The organism is Pseudarthrobacter phenanthrenivorans Sphe3 (genome assembly GCF_000189535.1).
Taxonomy (GTDB): Bacteria; Actinomycetota; Actinomycetes; order Actinomycetales; family Micrococcaceae; genus Arthrobacter; species Arthrobacter phenanthrenivorans.
Genome location: NC_015145.1, coordinates 3,183,439 through 3,202,625, shown reverse-complemented (window position 1 = coordinate 3,202,625; position 19,187 = coordinate 3,183,439). Strand labels below are relative to the sequence as shown.

General features: G+C 67.1%; 22 protein-coding genes. 13 read left to right on the top strand and 9 right to left on the bottom strand.

Annotated elements, in window-relative coordinates:
* Positions 1–60: 60 nt before the first annotated feature.
* Together ASPHE3_RS21865 and ASPHE3_RS14895 are read left to right on the top strand one after the other, a co-directional pair.
* Positions 61–672 carry a hypothetical protein gene (locus tag ASPHE3_RS21865; RefSeq protein ID WP_013602020.1) on the top strand — a complete coding sequence of 204 codons (612 nt, stop codon included), beginning with the start codon at positions 61–63 and terminating at the stop codon, positions 670–672.
* A 10-nt stretch (positions 673–682) separates the two neighbouring features.
* Positions 683–1,129, top strand: a complete 447-nt coding sequence (locus ASPHE3_RS14895; RefSeq protein WP_013602019.1) for an SRPBCC family protein — start codon at positions 683–685, stop codon at positions 1,127–1,129.
* Between the two features lie 85 nt (positions 1,130–1,214).
* Here ASPHE3_RS14895 and ASPHE3_RS14890 read toward each other — a convergent pair whose 3' ends face one another.
* Positions 1,215–1,412 carry a hypothetical protein gene (locus tag ASPHE3_RS14890; RefSeq protein ID WP_041652245.1) on the bottom strand — a complete coding sequence of 66 codons (198 nt, stop codon included), beginning with the start codon at positions 1,410–1,412 and terminating at the stop codon, positions 1,215–1,217.
* A 142-nt stretch (positions 1,413–1,554) separates the two neighbouring features.
* Here ASPHE3_RS14890 and ASPHE3_RS14885 point away from each other — a divergent pair, with 142 nt between their 5' ends.
* On the top strand, positions 1,555–2,346 hold the full coding sequence (locus tag ASPHE3_RS14885; protein ID WP_013602018.1) for a hypothetical protein: 792 nt from the start codon (positions 1,555–1,557) through the stop codon (positions 2,344–2,346).
* Positions 2,347–2,439: 93 nt separating this feature from the next.
* On the opposite strand, the gene ASPHE3_RS21250 is transcribed toward ASPHE3_RS14885, so the two are convergent.
* Both ASPHE3_RS21250 and ASPHE3_RS22305 read right to left on the bottom strand, forming a co-directional pair.
* A complete protein-coding gene (locus ASPHE3_RS21250; protein ID WP_013602017.1) occupies positions 2,440–4,644 on the bottom strand; it encodes a matrixin family metalloprotease in 2,205 nt (734 codons plus the stop codon).
* Positions 4,637–5,020, bottom strand: a complete 384-nt coding sequence (locus ASPHE3_RS22305; protein WP_013602016.1) for a hypothetical protein — start codon at positions 5,018–5,020, stop codon at positions 4,637–4,639. The genes ASPHE3_RS21250 and ASPHE3_RS22305 overlap by 8 nt, the downstream gene beginning before the upstream one ends.
* Positions 5,021–5,194: 174 nt before the next feature.
* Here ASPHE3_RS22305 and ASPHE3_RS14870 point away from each other — a divergent pair, with 174 nt between their 5' ends.
* The gene (locus ASPHE3_RS14870) at positions 5,195–6,388 is read left to right on the top strand and encodes an acyltransferase family protein (protein ID WP_254362889.1); all 1,194 of its coding nucleotides are present in this window, start codon (positions 5,195–5,197) and stop codon (positions 6,386–6,388) included.
* On the opposite strand, the gene ASPHE3_RS14865 is transcribed toward ASPHE3_RS14870, so the two are convergent.
* Positions 6,385–7,614 carry an acyltransferase family protein gene (locus tag ASPHE3_RS14865; protein ID WP_013602014.1) on the bottom strand — a complete coding sequence of 410 codons (1,230 nt, stop codon included), beginning with the start codon at positions 7,612–7,614 and terminating at the stop codon, positions 6,385–6,387. The two genes, ASPHE3_RS14870 and ASPHE3_RS14865, sit on opposite strands and share 4 nt — an antisense overlap.
* A gap of 425 nt (positions 7,615–8,039) precedes the next feature.
* Between ASPHE3_RS14865 and ASPHE3_RS14860 the strand changes: the two genes are divergently transcribed.
* On the top strand, positions 8,040–8,387 hold the full coding sequence (locus ASPHE3_RS14860; protein ID WP_013602013.1) for a hypothetical protein: 348 nt from the start codon (positions 8,040–8,042) through the stop codon (positions 8,385–8,387).
* Positions 8,388–8,418: 31 nt separating this feature from the next.
* Here ASPHE3_RS14860 and ASPHE3_RS14855 read toward each other — a convergent pair whose 3' ends face one another.
* Positions 8,419–9,297 (bottom strand): F510_1955 family glycosylhydrolase, encoded by an 879-nt coding sequence (locus ASPHE3_RS14855; protein WP_041652243.1) that lies wholly within the window; start codon positions 9,295–9,297, stop codon positions 8,419–8,421.
* A 119-nt stretch (positions 9,298–9,416) separates the two neighbouring features.
* On the opposite strand from ASPHE3_RS14855, the gene ASPHE3_RS14850 reads away from it, so the two are divergent.
* Both ASPHE3_RS14850 and ASPHE3_RS14845 read left to right on the top strand, forming a co-directional pair.
* On the top strand, positions 9,417–9,857 hold the full coding sequence (locus tag ASPHE3_RS14850; RefSeq protein ID WP_013602011.1) for a hypothetical protein: 441 nt from the start codon (positions 9,417–9,419) through the stop codon (positions 9,855–9,857).
* 136 nt (positions 9,858–9,993) lie between these two features.
* The gene (locus ASPHE3_RS14845) at positions 9,994–10,722 is read left to right on the top strand and encodes a response regulator transcription factor (protein ID WP_013602010.1); all 729 of its coding nucleotides are present in this window, start codon (positions 9,994–9,996) and stop codon (positions 10,720–10,722) included.
* On the opposite strand, the gene ASPHE3_RS14840 is transcribed toward ASPHE3_RS14845, so the two are convergent.
* On the bottom strand, positions 10,664–12,340 hold the full coding sequence (locus ASPHE3_RS14840) for a GAF domain-containing sensor histidine kinase (RefSeq protein ID WP_013602009.1): 1,677 nt from the start codon (positions 12,338–12,340) through the stop codon (positions 10,664–10,666). The genes ASPHE3_RS14845 and ASPHE3_RS14840 overlap by 59 nt on opposite strands.
* A gap of 144 nt (positions 12,341–12,484) precedes the next feature.
* Positions 12,485–13,165, bottom strand: coding sequence for a response regulator (locus tag ASPHE3_RS14835; RefSeq protein ID WP_013602008.1), 681 nt, complete (start codon positions 13,163–13,165; stop codon positions 12,485–12,487).
* Positions 13,166–13,542: 377 nt separating this feature from the next.
* On the opposite strand from ASPHE3_RS14835, the gene ASPHE3_RS14830 reads away from it, so the two are divergent.
* Entirely contained in the window at positions 13,543–14,091 is a 549-nt protein-coding gene (locus ASPHE3_RS14830; RefSeq protein ID WP_013602007.1) for a hypothetical protein, read from the top strand.
* 4 nt (positions 14,092–14,095) lie between these two features.
* Here the strand turns inward: ASPHE3_RS14830 and ASPHE3_RS14825 are convergent, their stop codons facing one another.
* Together ASPHE3_RS14825 and ASPHE3_RS14820 are read right to left on the bottom strand one after the other, a co-directional pair.
* The gene (locus tag ASPHE3_RS14825) at positions 14,096–14,845 is read right to left on the bottom strand and encodes an ANTAR domain-containing protein (RefSeq protein WP_041653024.1); all 750 of its coding nucleotides are present in this window, start codon (positions 14,843–14,845) and stop codon (positions 14,096–14,098) included.
* 100 nt (positions 14,846–14,945) lie between these two features.
* Positions 14,946–15,710, bottom strand: a complete 765-nt coding sequence (locus ASPHE3_RS14820) for an SDR family oxidoreductase (RefSeq protein WP_013602005.1) — start codon at positions 15,708–15,710, stop codon at positions 14,946–14,948.
* 233 nt (positions 15,711–15,943) lie between these two features.
* On the opposite strand from ASPHE3_RS14820, the gene ASPHE3_RS14815 reads away from it, so the two are divergent.
* From ASPHE3_RS14815 to ASPHE3_RS22300, 5 genes are all read left to right on the top strand, one after another.
* Entirely contained in the window at positions 15,944–16,150 is a 207-nt protein-coding gene (locus tag ASPHE3_RS14815) for a helix-turn-helix transcriptional regulator (protein WP_246084615.1), read from the top strand.
* On the top strand, positions 16,143–17,333 hold the full coding sequence (locus ASPHE3_RS14810; RefSeq protein ID WP_013602002.1) for a type II toxin-antitoxin system HipA family toxin: 1,191 nt from the start codon (positions 16,143–16,145) through the stop codon (positions 17,331–17,333). Before ASPHE3_RS14815 ends, ASPHE3_RS14810 begins: the two co-directional genes overlap by 8 nt.
* Before the next feature lie 26 nt (positions 17,334–17,359).
* Positions 17,360–18,322: a 1-phosphofructokinase family hexose kinase gene (locus ASPHE3_RS14805; RefSeq protein WP_013602001.1), complete on the top strand. Its 963-nt coding sequence runs from the start codon at positions 17,360–17,362 to the stop codon at positions 18,320–18,322.
* Positions 18,323–18,767: 445 nt separating this feature from the next.
* Positions 18,768–19,022 carry a YegP family protein gene (locus ASPHE3_RS14795; RefSeq protein WP_013601999.1) on the top strand — a complete coding sequence of 85 codons (255 nt, stop codon included), beginning with the start codon at positions 18,768–18,770 and terminating at the stop codon, positions 19,020–19,022.
* Positions 19,019–19,186: a hypothetical protein gene (locus ASPHE3_RS22300; protein ID WP_013601998.1), complete on the top strand. Its 168-nt coding sequence runs from the start codon at positions 19,019–19,021 to the stop codon at positions 19,184–19,186. The genes ASPHE3_RS14795 and ASPHE3_RS22300 overlap by 4 nt, the downstream gene beginning before the upstream one ends.
* Position 19,187 lies beyond the last annotated feature (1 nt).

Below are 19,187 nucleotides of genomic sequence, written 5' to 3'. Positions count from 1 at the left end.
CTGCACTCCCGCAAGCAATTCCATCCACAAAGAATTTCACCCACTAGGAAGGGGAGGACAGTGAAAGATCACCCTGAAGGAACCGCCCTGAAGCGTACTCCCGGCGGTAGTCCGGCTCTGGCGGCTGCGGTAGCCGCCGGTCTGGGCGGTCTCAGCCTGACCGCATCCGGGATTCTGCAGTCCATGCAGCCGCCCGGATGCATAGCAGCGGAATGCGTTGGCCGGACATATCGCTCGGCGGGCCCCCTGGAGTCATTCCTTTTCCTGGCAGGCGTGCTCCTGATCGCCGGGGCAACCCTTGGCTTCCTGGCGCTCCTTCCAGCCCGCATGCGGATGGTGCGGATCGCCGCGGCCACAGCGGCGGCGTGCATGTTCTTTGGGGTGGCGCTGATGGGCTCGGCACTGTACTTTGCCGGCGTTGCCCTGGTCCTCGTTGCCGTCGCCGCGTACATCGTAATGGGGGTGGGCCTCGCGGTCTCCCGGACTTTGCCTGCCTGGGCAGGGGTGGTCCTGGCTGTCTCCTCGCTGCTTCTGCTCGGCGCCAACGACCAGAACGAGCGGATCCTCTTCGTTGTACCCTTCGGCCTCGCCTGGCTGGCTCTGGGCACGCTGCTGTGGTCCGCGGAACCGGCCGTGACGCCCCGCGGCCATTCATCAGTCAAACCCATCTAAGGAGCAGGCCATGCCCACCATCGAGGAAAGCATCCTCATCCACAAAACACCACAGGAAGTCTTCGACTACGTGACTGCGCCATCCAGCCCTCCGGAATGGGACACCGCCATTATCGATTACCGGCAGGACGACGTGGTTCCCCATGTGGGCAGCCGGAGCACAGGGACAACCAAGGTGCTGGGGCGCAGGATCGAGTGGACCGTGGAGGTCAGAGAATACGACCCGCCCCACCGGATCGTTTCCCGCTCCGTCCAAAGCCCGCTTCAGTTCACGGTTGCCTTCTCCACCAAAGCGCAGGAAGGCGGCACGCTCTTTACCGTCCGACTGGAGACTGAATCAGGACTCGGCGGGGTCTTCGGCAGGATCGCAGATCCGCTCGTGGCGGCCGCCTACGCCCGCTCCACCCGGGCAAACCTGGAGACCCTGGCGGAGATCCTGACCGAGCACGAAAAGTAGCAGCCGTCCCGGCCTGCGGGACCCGCGCCCGGTGCCTTAGGCAGGGACGCGCGGCCGGTGCCTGGGCGGGGTCTGGCGGAATGGGCTAGTGGGAGTGGCCGAGCGGAGACACCCAACGGAAGGCGGCGGACAGCTGGTCGCTGGGGACCGGCACGTCCTTGTGCTCAGCACACTGGACCTCGGCAACCAGCGCGCCGCCGGCGTCGTCCTTCCGATAGTGGGTCACGTGCTTGGTGTCCCTGCCGCACGTGCCGCACGGCGCCTGGTGCTGTTTAGTCCACATGGATGAATAGTACGGCTGCGGCTGTTTCGGGGAAGTAAATCCCGGCAGAGGTGTGGATATCCGCACCCCCGGGAGTGTGCGCCGGGGACTACGTTAACCGGTAACGGGGACAACCGGCAGTTCAGCGGAGGGGCAACGATCAATGGTGGAGCAAGCAGTATCCCAAGCCAAGTCACCGTTGCCGCCCCGGCTGCGCCTGGTGCGGGGGCTGGCCTGGATCATGGTGGTGGTGGCCGCAGTTTTTCTGTTCGGCATCGCCGACCTCATGACCCTGCCCGGCTGGGTTGACCAGCGCTATGTCTGGGCCGTGTCGCTCGAAGCCAGCTGGGGCAGCCTGCTGACGTTTATCGTGGCGGGTTCCTATCTCAGCATCGCCCTCAGTCCGCGCCGCCCGTGGCCGGGCGCTGTCCTGCTGGCCGTGGTTGCGGCAGCGCTGGTGGTGGGAACCGTGGCCGGCGCAGACGTGCGGCCTTTGCTGCTGGCCGCTGCGGTGGGCGTTCCCGCCGCCGTCCTCCTTTGGCTGGCGAGGGACCACGCCGGACCCTTCCCCAGGACGGTGAGGGTGAGCTGGCCGTACCTGCTGCTGGCGCTCGCGGGCCTGCCGCTGTGGCTCTCCTACGCGGTCCACGCTTTCACCATGTCCCGGCTGACGCCGAACCCGGGACACGTCACCTGGGGAATCGAGCACTGGCCCGTCCAGGGCTCGGCCGGACTGGTGCTCGCCGCCAGCGGACTGCTGCTGGCCTGGTGGGTCCCGGGCCGCCCCCTGGTACGGGTTGCGGCGAGCCTGTCCGCTGTCTACATCGGGACCGCGATGCTGGCCTATCCGGACCGCGACGGCGCCATGGACGGCCCGCTCTGGGGCACCGCCATGGTCCTGTGGGGCACGCTGCTGGCCCTTCCGCTGCCCCGGCAAGGCGGCCCCGGGCACTAAGGGTACGCAGGCCAAGCCAGGCACCAGCACAGGGGAGTTACGACGGCGGACGCGCGCCGCCGTCGTACGCTTCAGTCCCTGCCGCGCGGCTGATCAGACGGCGGCCATGCCTCCGGCCGGCATTGTTGCGGCAGCGGATTCCTTGGCAGGTAATTCACTGGCAGGCGATTCCTGGCCGGACAGGCCGGGCATGCTCCCGGGCTCCGTCCTCGGCACGTCCATTGCCCCGGTGTCCGTTGGCCCCGAGTTCATTGGCCCCGCGTCCGCTGTCCCGATGTCCGTTGCCGCTGCATCCGCTGCTTCCGCGTTCGATGTCCCGGCGTCCATCGTCCCAGCGGGCATTTCCGGTTCCGCCGGCTGCCGGTGGCCGTTGGTGGTCACGCTGTCCGCCATGGTACCGGTGGGCATCTCGACCGTCTGGGGGACGACGCCCTCGGCAGCCGTTTCCCCGCCACCTTCCCCGCCCGTGGCGGCAGCGCCGGAAGAACCGGTGGACTCTTCCGTCAGGAACGGCGTGTTCTGCCACCTGTGCCACATGGCGTTGTCCGTGCCGCGGACGAAGACCTCGAGCCGGCCGTCGGCGTTGCTGCCCACAGTGATATTCGAGGTGAGGATGCCGCCCAGGGATGCCCAGCCGGACCAGCCGCTGTTGGGCGCGGTCTGCCATTTGTGCCAGAGGGCGTTGTCGGTGCCGCGGACGAACGCTTCGAGCCGGCCGCTCGCATTCCTGCCCACGGCAATATCCGAGGTGAGGATGCCGCCCAGCGAAGCCCAGCCGGACCAGCCGCTGTTGGGCGCGGTCTGCCACTTGTGCCAGAGGGCGTTGTCCGTGCCGCGGACAAAGACCTCGAGCCGGCCGTCGGCGTTGGTGCCGGTGGTGATGTTGGACGTCAGCACGCCGCCCAGGGAAGCCCATCCGGACCAGTTGCCGTTGGGGGCGGTCTGCCATTTGTGCCAGAGGGCGTTGTCCGTGCCGCGCACGAAGAGTTCCAGCCGGCCGTCTTTGTTCCCGCCGACGGCGATCTCGGACGTGATCACGCCGCCCAGGGAGTTCCAGCCGGACCAGTTGCCGTTGGGCGTGGTCTGCCAGCGGTGCCACACGGCGCCGTCGGTGCCGCGGGCAAACACCTCGAGCCTGCCGTCCGCGTTCCGGCCCACCGCCGCCGGCCCCGTAATGGTCCCCAGCAGGGAGTTCCAGCCGGACCAGTTGCCGTTGGGTGTGGTCTGCCACCGGTGCCACAAGGCGTTGTCCGTGCCGCGGGCGAAGAATTCCAGCCTGCCGTCCTGGTTGTTGGCCACCGCAATTTCCGTGGTGATCACGCCGCCCAGGGAGTTCCAGCCGGACCAGTTGCCGTTCGGGGTGGTCTGCCAGCGGTGCCACACGGCGCCGTCGGTGCCCTTGGCAAAGGCCTCCATGCGGCCGTCCTTGTTGTTGCCCACGGCCACGTCCGAGGTGATGACACCGCCCAGGGAGTTCCAGCCGGACCATGCCTGTGGAGCGGCGGGGTAGAGTGCCCGGAAACCGTCGATGTCGTCCTGGGTGAGGGCGCGTTTGGTGAAGTTGGCGGACACGGTGGGCGCCATCACGGCGTTCGCAACGCTGGAGTGGGCAAGCCCCACGATGTGCCCGAATTCGTGCAGGGCAACGGTCTCGATGTCGAAGGCGCTGGCCACGGCACCAATGCTCCACACGTGTTCGCTGTCATCGAAGTGGACCGGCTTGGGCAGCGTGTTGGTGACCACGCTGCAGCCCGGAGGGAAGTCGGCGTGGGCCAGGACGCCGCCCACCATCGAGTGGTCCGGGTCCGCTGCCGGCCGCCACCCGATGCGGATGTCCGGGCTCGACCCGACCGCCACCTCGGTGAAGGACAGGCCGCCCAGCACCTGCCAGGTCTGGATGGCACGCCGGATGGCGTCGAATTCGGCGGCGCCGGCAACATCGTCCGTCCCGGTATCGAACGCGTAGGTCAGCGTCCGGTCCACCCACGCGCAGGCGGTGGCGAAGGCGATCCCGTCCCCGCGCATGTCCGGGAGGCCGCAGCGCGGCTGCATCATGGCTTCGCGGGTGGCGTCGTCAAACACGCCGGTGACCGGAAGGTGGAAGAACTCCTGGAAACTCCTGAGGGCCCCTTCCGTGGGGTCGTCCAGAACACCGATTTCCCTGGCGGTGGTGGCCCCCAGGTACCCGAAGCGCTCCAGGTAGCTTTGCACCTTGTTGAAGCCCGGTTTCCGTTCACCGGGGGCGGTGTTTTCGACGGCGGCGAGATAAGGGGCCGCGCGGTACAGCTCTTCAGTCATTGGATTCTCCTTTATCGGTTCTGATGCTTCGCAGGATCTGCAGGGCGACGTCCCGGGGGGCGTCAGCGGGTTGATGGACGACGGCGGTGACTCGTCCGGGAATGTTGGCGGCAATGGTGCGGGTGCCCGCCTCCTCAAACAGGACGAAGTCCGCGATATTGCTCCCCACGGCTTCCCGCCAGTGCTCGTAGCCGGGCTTGGCGGCATAGCGGGTGAGGGGATCGGCGAACGGGCTCGCATCAACGGTCAGGCGCAGGCCGGCACCTTCAAGGACGGCTGCACCGCCCTCGATGCCGAACTCATTTGAGGATGCGAGCTGGTCCGGGACATCCAGCGCCAGGCCCGCAACCTTGAGGGAATTCCACCGCTGCCCCATGACACCGTCCTTACGCGAGGGAACACGAGAACGAGTGCATCACCCAGCGCGTTACTGCGCCGTTACTGCCCGCGCGGCGGCCGGGCACCCAGCCCGCGTCCAGCTCCCGCCCAGCGCAGTTACCGAAACGTTATGTAGGCTTGATAGGTGGTTTTGAGGTCAAGCAGCGGAAATTTGCCAGCACTGGAACGGCCTGCGATGCCCGGAAACGGGCTCATCTCGGGACGCAAACATGCCTTGGACGGGCTCCGGACCGTCGCGGTGGCGGGGGTGTTTTTCTTCCATACGGCCACCGCCCTGATGCCTGGCGGATCCATCGGCGTGGACGTGTTCTTCACCCTCAGCGGGTTCGTGATCACCCTGCTCATCATGAAGGAGTACCTGGCCCAGGGGCGGCTGCGGCTGGGCGTCTTCTACGCCAACCGGCTGGCCCGGCTGTGGCCGGCACTGCTGGCGGCGTGCGCGGTGATCGTGGCCGTAGGCGCTCTTTTCCCTTGGTCCAAGTGGGCCGGGCAGGAGGGTTTTGTCCTGCCGGCCGCCGCTTACGTGATGAACCTGGCACGCTTCGGGCTGTTCGGGGAGTCGATTGCCGGTGAAACGCTCGGCCCAACCTGGACCCTGGCGGTGGAGGAGCAGTTCTACCTGGTTTGGCCGCTGCTCCTGCTGGTGCTGCTGCGGTTCTGGAAGGTCCGCACGGTTGCCTGGGCCACGGCCGGCCTGGCTGCGGCGTTCCTTTTGGAGCGGACGGTCCTGGTCCTGCTCGGGGCGCCGCTGAACCGCCTCTACAACGGGCCCGACACCCGGGCCGACGAGCTGCTCATCGGATGCGCCCTGGCCCTCCTGTTCACCACAGTCGCTGAGGGTTCCCGCTTCCTCGCCGCCCTCCAGCGCGCCGCCCGGTGGGCCGGGCCGGCCGCGGGGCTTGCCCTCCTGGCCGCCATGGTGCTGCTGAAGGAGCCGGAGACCGCCGGCCCGTGGTTCAGTGCCTTCTGGTCAGCCGGGCCCACCGTCCTTTCCCTGCTGGCGGCCGTGCTGATCGGGTCGCTCGTCCTGCAGCCGGCAGGCTTCATGGGGCGGATCTTGAGCCACCCCTGGCTGGCCCGCCCCGGCCGCGAGCTTTCCTACGCCATGTACCTGTGGCACATGCCCGTTTATCTCCTGCTCATGCCGCTCGTCCCGTCGCTGTGGCTGCGCGTAGCGCTGTCGGCGGTGCTGACCATTCTGCTGGGCTTTGCGTCCCACCGGCTGGTGGAAACGCCCGTCCGCCGCTGGGCGAACAAAAGGCTGGAGGCCGCCGTCGTCCGTCCTTGTGCCGCGCGTGCCCCGGAACGCGAGCCTGAACTGGCCGCGGCCGGACGCGGCGCCTAACCCTTTACGAGTCCTGCCGGCCACAGCACTGGCTTACGGCGGGCGCCCAGGTCCTCCACCCAGCCCACGGAGAGGATGGTGAGGCCCAGGAGCGGCCAGGCCATGAGGAACAGCAGCCACTCACTTTCCAGCAGCCAGGGGACCGACTCGCTGAGCGTGGGGTTTTCCCAGGCCAGGTCGATCAGCGGGACCGCGGCCACAAGCAGCAGGTTGTGCCAGAGGTAGATGGTGACGGCCCGGTTGTTCATGAGCGTGACGGCGCTGTCCACGATCCGCAGTGCCCGGGGCCGCTGGAGCCCGGGCTGCGCGGGCTGCGGGGTCCAGACCGGGGACAGCCGGAGCAGCACGGCGCAGAATCCCAGCGACCAGAGGGCCTGGGCCAGCGGGATGGCGTTAAGGTCCCAGCCTTCCTCGCCCAGATGGGTGGCCGCCCATTCAAAGCCAAGCGCCATGAGCCCCAGCCCCAGGAGCACAACGACGGGTAGCCGCAACCTGCGCAGGTAGCCCCCCGAGTGGGCGAAACCCAGAAGCCAGCACGAACCGAAGGTGGCAAAATCGGTCACCGTGCTGTTCGCCCACTCGGGAAGAATCACGTTTTCCAAGGTCAGTGCCGTGATCAGCACCAGGGGAGCCAGCAGCGTAGGCCAGGGGAACCGCCGGAAGGCCCTGAGCAGCAGCGGCGAGAGCAGCATGAACCAGAAATACGCCCGGATATACCAAAGGATTTCCTCGGCCTGGAAACCCCAGCTGGAGTCCACCACCAGGTCATTGGTGGCAGCGTTCTCCGGGAATGGCGGGTCGCCCAGGGGCACGAACCACAGTGCCACCTGCAGCCAGCTGACATCCTCCTCCCACGGCCGCCAGCCTGCGGTGAACAGCAGGGCCAGCACCGTCAGGGCATACACCCAGAGGGGGAACAGCAACCGCCTGGTCCTGCTCTTCAACACCCCGACGGCGGGCCGGGCCAAGGATCGGGCCATTAGCGATCCTGCCAAGGCAAACATGACGCCCATGGACGGGAACACCAGGGTCAGCCAGACGGCGCCGGAGAAACTGTGGAACGCCACCACCCGGGCCAAGGCCAGGGCTCGAAGGGTATCCAGATAGCGGTCGCGGCCTGCCGGCAGGGTGGCTGTGGCGGCTGCGGTGCCGGCCTCCGGTCCGGGCACGGCGTCCTGTCCCGGCGACATACGGTTAACGCCGGATTGATCGCCGTGGTGGGTCATCAGATTCCCTGACAATGTGGGGGATCGGGCCTGTTCCGGGTGTCAGCAGAAGGCTCCGGGATGCGGGGTGGCTGCGGATGCTGCTTGCGCGCCTTACTACCGTACGGGCGGCGAAGACAATGGTGCACGGGTAGGCCGTACCTATTAAGGAATGGCGGCTTACTTGGTTGGGCGGCCTGTGTCCCCTTGGGCGGGAACAACGGGCCGGATTTTCCTTAGCACAACCCCTTTACTGGGCGTGGGTACAGGATTAAAGTCTGTTCTTGTCAGAGTCCGGATGGGCGCCGGGGGGGCGTCCGGGAAGGGGGAGCGCATCACCGCTGATCGATACCAGAAAGACGCAAAACCACTACGATGAAAGCCCCTCCCAGGAGGGGCTTTCCCCTTGCCCGTCCTGTTCCAGCTGTCAACGAAAGGGCTTTGACATGAAAACCACCCGGACACTGCGCGCCGCCGCCACCGCGTCTGCCGCCTCCGCACTCCTGCTTGTTGCCTCTGCCGGCGCGGCAGTGGCTGACCATACCCACGTCAAGGTGGTGGGCAACGGCGGCTGCGTAATAATGGCGCAGGGCGCGGGCGAAGCCGATGTTGACCTTCCCGGGGCCGTGTTTGAAAACAATCCGCATGCCGCCGACCTTCCCCAGACAGACGGCCGTACCCATCCCCTCCACGTCCTGGTGCACCAGGGCGTTCCGGGGGAAAACAATGCGCTGTATGTTCTCGGCAGTGACGCCGAAAAGGCGGCCTGTGGCGGAAAGTACGTCAACCGGTAGGGGAGTGGGCGGATGAGTCCGCCGCCGGGGATTACTCCGCCGCCGACGGACGGAAGGTCATCCCGCCGTCGGTGGAAACAATCACTCCGTCCGGGGTGGCCGCCCACAGCCAGGGGCGGCCATCCTGGCCCTTGACGGAGGCGATGGCCATCACCTGCGCGTCGATGCGCCCCTTCCTGGTCCACGTCATGCCGGCATCCGAGGAATAGTGGACGGTGCCGTCCGGCTCCACGCCTGCTGCCTCGGCCGGGCTGGCGAACGTCGCGTACTGGATCACCGGGCCGTTTGCCACCGGGCTCCAGGTGGCACCGGCATCCGCGGACCGCTGGATTCCCTCCGGCGTGGTGGCCAGCACGGTATCACTGTCCGGATGGCCGGCGAGGGCGGCCGGTGCGAACGCCGCCGCCACGGTGTTCCAGGTCCTGCCGTCAGTGCTGGTCCTCAGGGTTCCGTCGAAGGCCACGATCCCGGATTTTGTGGCAGTAAGGGCGTGGAAATCGGATTCGCCCTGCCGCGAGAGCTGTTCCCAGGTTTTGCCGCCGTCGGACGTCCTCACCAGGCCCAGCGGGTTGGGCAGGTCCGAGCCGGGACCGGGGTGGCCGGAAGCATAAAACTCTCCCTCGGAGGCGCCGGGCGTGAAGCCCATCAGATCATTGGTGCCACCGATCTTGACGGCATGGCCGCCGGTCACATCGAACAGGCCCTCATGCGTGGCCAGCAACACCTTGCTGCTCTCACCGCTGACGGCGAGTCCATGGACGTGGGCGCTGGGAAGCCCGCCCTCCGCATGTCCTGTGGTGTCCGGGGCCGGAGGCGGGGCGGCCGTGCAGCCGGCCAGCGCGATCACCAGTGCGGCCGCGCCGGCCGCCACTGAATGGTTCCTGGTCCTGTTGGCCAAAGGGAAAGGCATCTGAAACTCCGGGGTAAGGGAAAATACGGTCACTGACTCGGGGACTTCGGCCCTTGCAGCCGATGCCGCCTGCGGAAAACACTAAGTCCTATGATGCAGGAATGTGGCGGAGGGCAGCAGTGACAAGCAACCATTCCTCCCATGTGCATTCCGTTGCCGCCACCGCCCAGACGGGCGCACTTCCTGCCAGCCGGACCATCAGTTCAAGGGTTCAGGCGGTGTGGCATACGGTGGTGGGCGCCGTGGGTGTGGTCATGGGCCTGCTGCCGCATGTCCTGCACCACGTCGGGATCCTTGCCGGAACGGCCTTGGTGGCCGGGTCTGGCGGCACGGCGCTGTTCGGTGTACTGGGGCTCGTTGCGTCCATCCCCATGCTGGTCCGGCTCCGCCGGCGCTTCGGGAGCTGGATTGCGCCGGCGGTGGGACTGGTGGTTTACGCAGCCATGTTCTCCCTGTCCGCCTTCGTCATTGGCCCTGCAGTCAGCGGTTCTGACGCGGACGTGGCCCCGGGGCCGGTTCCCACCGTGGAGCATACCGCCGGCCACACCGGCGGCCATTGATGTTTTGGGGCAAGTACGGCCTTTAGCCCCTGCTGGTGGCCAGTTCCAGAACGGACAATTAACTGGAGTCGATCCCGGCCTCCCGGTCGCTTCAGGCGGGTGGCGGGGGATGGACTGATCCAGCGGGAGCTTTTTCATGCAGACGCCAGCACCACACCTGAACGGGGGGCGGTCCCAGGCCGCGTCCATCCGAGTTTTCGTTGTCACGGGGCACGCCATGGTACGGCAGGGACTCCGGGACCTGTTCGAAACCGAAGGGATTGAGGTGGTCGGTGAAAGCGGTTCCGCAGCCGAGGCCGCGTACCGCATTCCCGCCCTGAAACCCGACGTGGCAGTCCTGGACGACATGCTGCCGGACGGTACCGGCATCGAAGTCTGCCGCGATATCCGGGCCGTCGATCCAGGCATACGGTGCCTGATCCTGGCGAGCTATGACGATGAGCAGGCTGTGCGCGGAGCGGTGCTGGCAGGGGCCTCCGGGTACGTGCTCAAGCGGATTGGGGGCACCGAACTGGTGGACGGGATCCGCCTTATTGCGGCCGGCCACTCATTGTTCAGGCCCGGCGTCAAGGACCTCGTTGCCGAAAGCCTTGGCCGCACTGCCACAGCTCCGTGGATGGACTCCCTGGCTGCCCGGGAGCAGGAGGTGCTGGTCCTCATCGCCAGGGGACTGACCAACCGGGAGGTGGGGCAGCAGATGAACCTGCCTGAGCCAGTGGTGAAAAACTACGTGTCCTCCGTGCTGGAGAAACTGGGGTTCCGGCGGCGGCCGGCGGCTCCGCGGGCTGGGCCCGGCGAAACCGCGGCTAAGGAGCCGGGACTGCCCACGTCACCCTTGTTCCCTTACCAGGAGAGCTGTCAATGACGCAGTTGCCGCCGAGCTGCGACGCCCGGTGTTTGATATTGTCCAGGCCGCTGACCCGCGAGGGGTTTTCGAAACCGCAGCCGTTGTCCCGCACCCTGAGCTCCACCCTGCCGTTCTCGGCCGCCAGCAGGACGCTGATGTCGTCCGCCCCCGAGTGCCTGGCGGCGTTGCTGACGCATTCGGAGAGCACAGGCAGTAAGTGTTCGGCGACTTCATCGGGCACCGCCTCGTCAACGGCTCCTGAAAGCTGGACGGTCGGATTGACGTCGGCATCCCGGACTGCCGTCTGGACCGTGCGCAGTACGCGGCCACTGAGGAGTTCCTGTGCGGCTTCACGGGCCCGGAGGGAGTAGATGGTGTCCCTGAGCTCCCGGATGCTGTCGTCCAGTTCGCGGGTGACGCTGGTGATCCGGTCGTGGGCAGCCGGATCCATTGTGTAGCGGCGCAGGCTTTGCATGCTGAGTCCTGCTGCGAACAGACGCTGGATGACCAGGTCGTGCAAATCCCTGGCAATCCGTTCCCGGTCCATGAACAGGGCGTGTTCTTCCCTGAGCCGGTTCGCCTGGAGGAGATCAAGGGTCAGGCCCATCCGGGAGGCGAACACGGCGCTGGATGCCACGTCTCCCTCCGTGTACCGGCTCGCGCCGGCCGGCCTGGCGAGGATCAATACACCGTTGCGGTTGCCGCTGCCCTTGTGCCCCAGGGCGGCCACCAGGACGGGGCCCAGTTTCGCCGACGCTTCTGGCCCCAGGACGCCGGCCGGGTCTGTCAGGGCCTGGGAGACGCCGGACTCCAGCACAGCAGCCACTATTTTCGACGCCGGCAGTTCCTCACCGCCGGGCAGCGACTGTGCGCCCACCGACGTCCGGCACCGCAGGCTGCCGTCCCCGGCGGGAGTTGCGATGAGGGACAGCACTGAATCCGAGGCGCGCAGCGCCCGTTCGGCGATGAGGTCCAGGCCTGCTGAGTCGTTCGGTTGGGACTGCGCCATCAGGCGGTCGCTGACTTCCATGCCGGCTTCCAGCCAGCCCTGGCGGCGTTTGCTGTCCTCGAACAGCCGCGCGTTCTGGATCGCGACCCCGGCCGCCGCGGCGAGGGCGACCGCAAGGTCCTCATCGTCCGCCGTGAAGTCCTGCCCGTCCTTCTTTTCCGTCAGGTACAGGTTGCCGAATACTTCGTTGCGGACCCGGACCGGCACGCCCAGGAACGTCTTCATGGGCGGGTGGTTGGGCGGGAAGCCCGCCGCCATTGGATGCTCGCCCAGGTCATGGAGCCGCAGCGGTCTGGGCTCGCGGATCAGGTGCCCCAGCACCCCATGCCCGGTGGGGAGGTCGCCGATGAAGCGGACGCCCTCATCATCAATTCCCACCGTGATGAAGTGGCTGAGCTGCTGGTCTGTGCCGATCACGCCCAGAGCGCCATAACGGGCACCTACCAGCTCGCACGCCGACTGCACTACCCGGTCCAGTACTGCCTCGAGGCTCAGGTCCTCTGTCAGGGACACTACGGCGGTGAGCAGGCCCTCCATATGCTCCTGGGTCCGGACAAGTTCATCTGCCCTGCCAACGAATTCACGCAGGAGGTCCTGGGTGCGTTGTCGTACCGGTTCACGCCACATGAGAAACTGCCTCTGTGGAATCGACAGGTGGTCCCCGGCGGTCTGCTTCGCCTGGACCGGCTTCTTGGGGCCCCGGCTCCCCTTCCTTCCATGGTACTAACCCACGGCTGTAGCGGGGCGGTCGGTGCCCCCTGATCAGCGGGTTTAGGGCATCGGGGCACCTGCGGCTGACTGCGCCATATAGACGGCAGCCTGCGTCCGCCTCTCGAAGCCGAGCTTGGCCAGCATGGCGGAGACATAGTTCTTGACGGTTTTCTCGGCAAGGAAGAGCTCCTGGCCGATCTGCCTGTTGGTCATGCCCTGGCCCACGAGGGCCAAGACCTTCCGTTCCTGAAGGCTCAGGGACTCCAATCGCGGATCCACCGGGGCTGCTTCCAACAGCCCGTTCAGGGCCCGCTCCTTCACCCCGGGCGCGAACAGCGATTCTCCCCGTGCAACCCTGCGGATTGCGCCGGCGAGATCATTGTTCCCGATCTGCTTCAGCACGTATCCGGCAGCGCCGGCCAGGACGGCCCCCTGGAGGGCTTGGTCGTCGTCGTAGCTGGTCAGGATGATGCAGCTTATGCCCGGGTCAATAGCCCGGACCTCCCGGCAGACCTCTATCCCGGTTCCGTCACCGAGCCTGCCGTCAAGGATGGCCACATCGGGGCGGAGCGCCGGGATGCGGCGGATGGCCTCCACCGCCGACCCGCTCTCGCCCGCCACCTGCATGCCCTCTGCCTCCAGGAGGTCCCGCAGTCCGTAACGGACCAACTCATGGTCATCAAGGATGAAGACACTTGGGCCCTCCGTAACTTTGGAGTTCTCGTAAACCGGCAATGTCATGTTCAAAACGCTTCCTCGTATCCCTTCGACCCACACGCAACAGCGCACCATTCTTCCACCGGGGGGAAGCCTGCCGGCAGGGACGAAAGTCCGTATTCCGCGAACGGAAACCAGGCGGCCTCCTGTCTCGCTCCCTTCCCGGCAACTTGGCCCTCTTACCGTCGCTTTCCGGGACTTTCAGCCCTATGGGCGCCCCCGCAGCGCAAGCCATTCTTGTAAAGGCACTGTCCGGGTCCTCAGCATGCGAGGCCGGACGAGCTCTCCCCGTGAAGCCCGGCTGGCACCTCTGTCCCGGGCAGGGACAAGAAGCAAAACCCCTCGTAGTTCCTCCATGGGAGGCCGCGCAAGCGCAAGGGGCAGGACTTGAAAGGATCGGCATGGGCGCCGTCATTCACGCACTATCCACCGCCTTGGCACCAGGGGCGGAAGCAGCACGCCGCAGGGCCATGCTTCTCCATCCCTCCAACTACATTCCCGCAAACCCGGAGCCGTCCCCAGCAATCGCTGCGGCAGCAGACGCGGAGGACCATGCCGCACGGTTCGAGTACCTCTACAGAGAGCTCGTAGGGCAGGGACTTCCGAAGGCCGAAGCACGGACAGAGGTAGCACGAATCGCAGCCGGGGAAGTGTGGGACGGGTTCGCCGCCCGGCTCCGCCGCTGCCGGGCCGAAGGCCGCCAGATGGACGCCAACGTCCTGGCCGTGGCGCTCACCTCGATGCAGGGCATGACCCTTCCCCTGGTCCGCCGTCCGGGGAATGTGGCTTCAGCCTGCCGGGCGGTAGCCACGGCCCGCCGGCGACTCCTGCACAACGGCGGGCTGCTGCACCGCCTCCACCGGCACGTCAATCCTGCCTTCGGGGAGGCTGATGCCACCCTGCGGTCGCTGGAGGCGTTCCTGGTTCACGAGGAAGCGAAAGCGGCCTGAAGCTTCAGGACTCGAAACGTGCCGGCGGCGGCCCGGCGGGCATTGCCTTGAGGATGTTTTCCGCGACGTTGCGGACCTTCAGGTTCCGCTGCCGGGACGCGCCGGCCAGCTTGCTGAACGCTTCCGTATAGGAGCAGCGGTTCTGGGCCATGAGCACCCCGCACGCCACATCAATGGACGTCCGGCTTTCCAGGACCGCCTTCAGGTTGTCTCCGGCCGCTCGGACGCTGCGCACCTCCAGCGCCAGCTTCAGGCTCTGCGACGCCACCGCGGCAAACCAGGTTGCCTCTGCCACCAGCTCCTGCTTCAGTTCCACCCCGCCGCCCCGGCCCAGGAACAGCAGGGCAGAGGATGCTGACCCCTCCAGCCGCAGCGGCACAGCCAGAGCCCAGCCGTACCCCGCCGCCGCCAGGCGCCGCCGGCACCCCTCCCACCGTACTGACGTGCCGCCGTCGACCCTTACAGGGCCTGCCGTTTCCACGGCCTGGGCCATGGGACCATCGTCGTAACGGTCCTCGGACGCTGCCAGGCTTGCGGCATCCGCACTGTTGCCGGTGCTGAGTAGCGCCGTGTCGCCGTGCGTCAGGACGGCGCCGCAGTCAACGCCTTGCCCGGCCGTCCCGCTGAAAGTGCGTGCGGCGGCTTCGGTGAGGCGACGCAGCGAATCAAGGTCCGACTCCATTCCGGTGATCAGGTCCAGGAGGAGTCCCGGCCTCTGCAGCCTCCCGCTACTAATCGCCGGTTGTATTGCCACGGTGCTGCTCCCGTCCACGTCCGGGCCCGCGCGCCACCGCGGCGCGGGCTTTCCCCGAATCTATGGGCCCGTAACAGGAAGCGCACGAGTAGCGGGTACTCTACTTTTCCTGCCCGCCGCCGGCACTACTTGCCTCCAGCCAGTCCAGGAACGTCTGGCGTCCGACGGCGGCACCCGCCGCCGGGACCAGCGCACCGCTGCGCATGGCTTTACCCATGGCGCCGGGCAGCACTGCTTCCACCACCTTCTTGCGGCCGCCGGTCCTGGCGAGATAGGTGCGGACCAGGTTCGCCAGCTGTTCCGTCCGCGGCCCGCCCAGGTCCTTGACGCGTCCCTTCGGTCCCGCCTCAACCGCCTTCACCAGTGCCTCTGCCACCTCCCGTGCGGCCACGGGCTGGGTGAACATCCTGGGCACGGCCACCAGCGGGCCCACTGATCCGATCTTTGCCGCCAGCGGCACGAACTCATGGAACTGGGTGGAACGGAGCAACGTCCAGGGGATGCCGCCGTGGCGGACTTCCTCCTCCTGCACCAGCTTGCCCGCATAGAGGCCGGACGTGGCGCCGTCGATTCCGACGATGGACAGGGCCACGTGGTGCTGCACGCCCGCCTGCTTTTCGGCGGCCAGCAGGTTCTGGGTGGCGTTGGTGAAGAAGTCCACCGCCTTCTTGGTGGAGTTGGTCTGGATCCCGGACACATCGATCACGGCCTCCACGCCCGTCAGCGCCTGGGACAGGCCGCGGCCATTCACCAGGTCCACGCCCTCTGCGCGGCTCAGGCTCACTGCCTCGTGCCCGCGTTCCCTGGCTACCTCCATCACGTGGCGCCCTACGGTACCGGTTCCCCCTGCAACGGCAATCCTCATGCACAAAATCCTATGCCCGCCGGTGGCGGGGAAAAGGGACCAAGGGCACGTCCTGCCACGATGGTTTGGTGGCCCCGTTCAGCTTCGATCAGCAGGATACTTCCGATGCCGGCTTTCAGTGACCGCTTGGTCCTGCACTGGGTGGCTTTTCTGCAATATCTTGCGGTTTTCCGGTTTGTGGAGGATTGTGGCAGGGAGAAAGGCCGAAACCGGCAATATGTTGCGGAAGGGGAATGATGGAGGATGTGAAGGCGATTGGAGCCAGCATCCGGCGCGCCCGCAAGGAGGCCGGCATTACCCAAGGCACACTGGCCGACCTAGTCGGCACGTCCGCCCGCACCATCCACGCCATTGAGACCGGGACGGGAAACCCGTCACTGGTCACCGTGGCCGCCGCCGCCAACGCGGTGGGACTCCACCTCCGGGCTGCCGATGACTGAGGACCTGCGGCGCCTGAAGTTCGTCCGGGGCGCAGACGTGTACAAGGCCGGCATCCTGGCCGGGCAGTTGACCAGGACGGACCGCGGGAGCGTGACCTTCCGGTACGCGCACCAGTACGTGGGGCCCGACGCGCGGCCCGTCGCCACCACGCTGCCGGTGACCACCGAGCCTGTTGAATCGCCCAGCGGGGCCCTGCCGGCTTTTTTCTCGGGCCTCCTGCCGGAAGGCCACCGGTTGACGGTCCTCAAGGATGCCGTGAAGACGAGCCTGGGGGATGAGTTGAGCCTCCTCCTGGCCGTGGGGGCGGATGTTCCCGGCGACGTGCAGGTGATCCCCGCCGGCGAACAGCTGGTGGAGCAGCGGCCGCTGGCGGACACGTCCCGCCCGGAAGAGCTGGACTTCGCCTACCTGGCCGACGCGGTGGACCCGCACGGGCTGCCCGGGGTGCAGCACAAAGCCAGCGCCTCCATGATGACCACGCCGCTTGCCCTTGCCGGCCGCCGCTACCTGCTCAAGCTGGATCCGCCCCAGTACCCGCACCTGGTCCTCAACGAAGCAGTCCACCTCACCGGAGCCAGGGCCCTGAAGATACCCGTGGCCAGGCACAGCGTGGTGACTGACAGGAACGGCTTGCCGGGGTTGCTTGTGGAGCGGTTCGACCGCACCCACGACGGCGGGCTGGTCCGGCTTGCGCTGGAGGACGGGGCGCAGGTGCTGAACCTTCCGCCGGCGTCGAAATATGCCGTCAGCTCCGAGCAGCTGGTCCTGGCGCTGGCGGGCCTGTGCAAGGCGAAGGCCGTGGCCACCAGGAACCTCTACCTGCAGTTCGTTTTCGCCTGGCTCACCGGCAACGGGGACCTGCACGCCAAGAATGCCGCCGTGCTGGCAGGACGGAGTGGAGCGTGGTCCGTGGCGCCGGTGTACGACATTCCGTGCACGCTGCTGTACGGAGACGACACCCTGGCCCTTCCCGTGGCCGGCAAGGTCAAGGGGCTCAAAAGCAGGCACTGGGAAGAGTTCGCAGCCACCATCGGGCTACCCCCGCGCGCTGCGGCCGCGGCCAATGCCCTTGCCCTGAAGGCGGCCATGGGCATCGACCTGGACGCGTTGCCCTTCAGCGGATCGCCGCTCAACGGGGCCCGCCGGGAACTGCGGTTCCGCCGGGCTCAACTGGCCTCCTGATGGCGCACTGCCCCTATGCTGGGCGGATGGAAGCCTCGCAGCCCGCCGTCGCACGGCAAATCCTCACCCTGACAGTGAACCCCGCCCTGGATGTCAGCACGTCAACCGAAGAGGTGGTGAGCGTCCATAAGCTGCGGTGCGCGGCCAGCCGGGTGGATCCCGGCGGCGGGGGAGTGAACGTTTCGCGGGTGGTCCACCGGCTCGGCGGGCGCAGCATTGCCATGTACACCGCCGGTGGTCCCGTGGGCGAAGCCTACCGCCGCCTCATCGAGGCGGAGCATCTCCCCAGCCTGGTGGTGCCCATCCAGGGCAGCACCCGGGAGAACTTCACCGTGGACGAGACCTCCACGGGCAAGCAGTACCGGTTTGTCCTGGAAGGCCCCGAACTCAGCGAGGCTGAGTGGCGCGGGTGCCTGGACCTGGTTGCCCAAGCGGTCCCGACAGGCGGATATGTAGTGGCCAGCGGGAGCCTCCCGCCCGGAGTTCCGGACGATTTCTACGCCCGCGTGGTCCGCCTGGCCCGGCAGGTCGGGGCGCACTGCATCGTGGACACGTCCGGGCCGGCACTGCGCGAGGCGCTCGCCGAAGGCGTCTTCCTGGTCAAGCCCAGCAAGCGCGAACTGGGGGAGTACCTCGGGGCGAGCCTCGGCAGTGAACAGGAAGAGGTGGAAGCTGCATCTGAACTCGTGGCGGCCGGAGCGGCCCAGTACGTTGCACTCACCCTCGGCGACGCCGGGGCTGTGCTGGCTTCAAAGTCAGGCGTCCTCCGGTTGCCGGTTCCGGCCGTCCAGGTACGCAGCACCGTGGGCGCCGGGGACAGCTTCCTGGCAGCCTTCGTGCTCCGGCTGGCACAGGGGCGGACTGCGGAGGAGGCGTTCCGTGCTGCCGTTGCGGCCGGGTCAGCTGCCGTGATGTCGCCTGCCACCGAACTCTGCCACAGGGAGGACGTGGAACGCCTGGAAGCCGGGCTTTCCGCTTCCACCCCTTAGGTTTTCCCCTACTCACCCATGGGTTACCCCAAGTAGGGGAGGCCAGGGCCTTGACGGCGCGGGCTTCGGGCTACCTATTCTGAGAGTAGTCAAGCAGTTCGGCTATCTCGGATCGCTCACGGGAGGTCGCCTTGGCTTCCATTTCCTTTAACAGTTCCCGTTTCCACGGCCCCGACCAGAAGGCCGTCCAGGAATTGTTCCGCCGCTGGCCTTTCGTGCCCTCGCGCGAACTGCACCGAATCCGGACTGCGCTGCTTCAATGCCTGGACAGCGGCCACCGGGGCAAGGAGCAGCATCTGTCCGAGCCTGCCCGCGAGTTGCTCCACCTTGTGAGGGAGGAACTGGGACGCAGGCGCGCTACCGGGCAACGGGACATGCACGACGGCGGCAGGGGGTCTCCAGGGGACTCCCACCGTTTCACGAAGACACAAGGAGGTGCTGGCTGATGGCCGGTCGCTTTGAACTTTTCACAGACTCCGGCGGCAGCTGCAGGGTGCGGCTGGTGGACGGACACGGCAGGGAACTCGCCGTCTCGGTGCCCTACAGTGACAGCCGGCATGCTGTGCAGGGAATCGATGCCCTGCGCGAGGTGGCAGGTACTGCGCTGATTGAGGACCACACCTCGGATCCCATGCGGGTCCAGGCAGGTGGGCGCAGCCGCAGTGGTGGGGGCGGCCACAGCGCCAGGAGGGCAAAATGAAGGCCGGAAAGGCTGCCTCCGGGGAATCCGCCAAGCCGGAGGAGGAACGGGACAAGGAGCCCGGGCAGGAGCGGGAACCCACCTTCCCGGCGGACCGGTGGGATGATCCTCCGGCGTCCCCGCACGCCAGCAGCTTCAACCCGGACTACTGGCCGAAGTACTGAC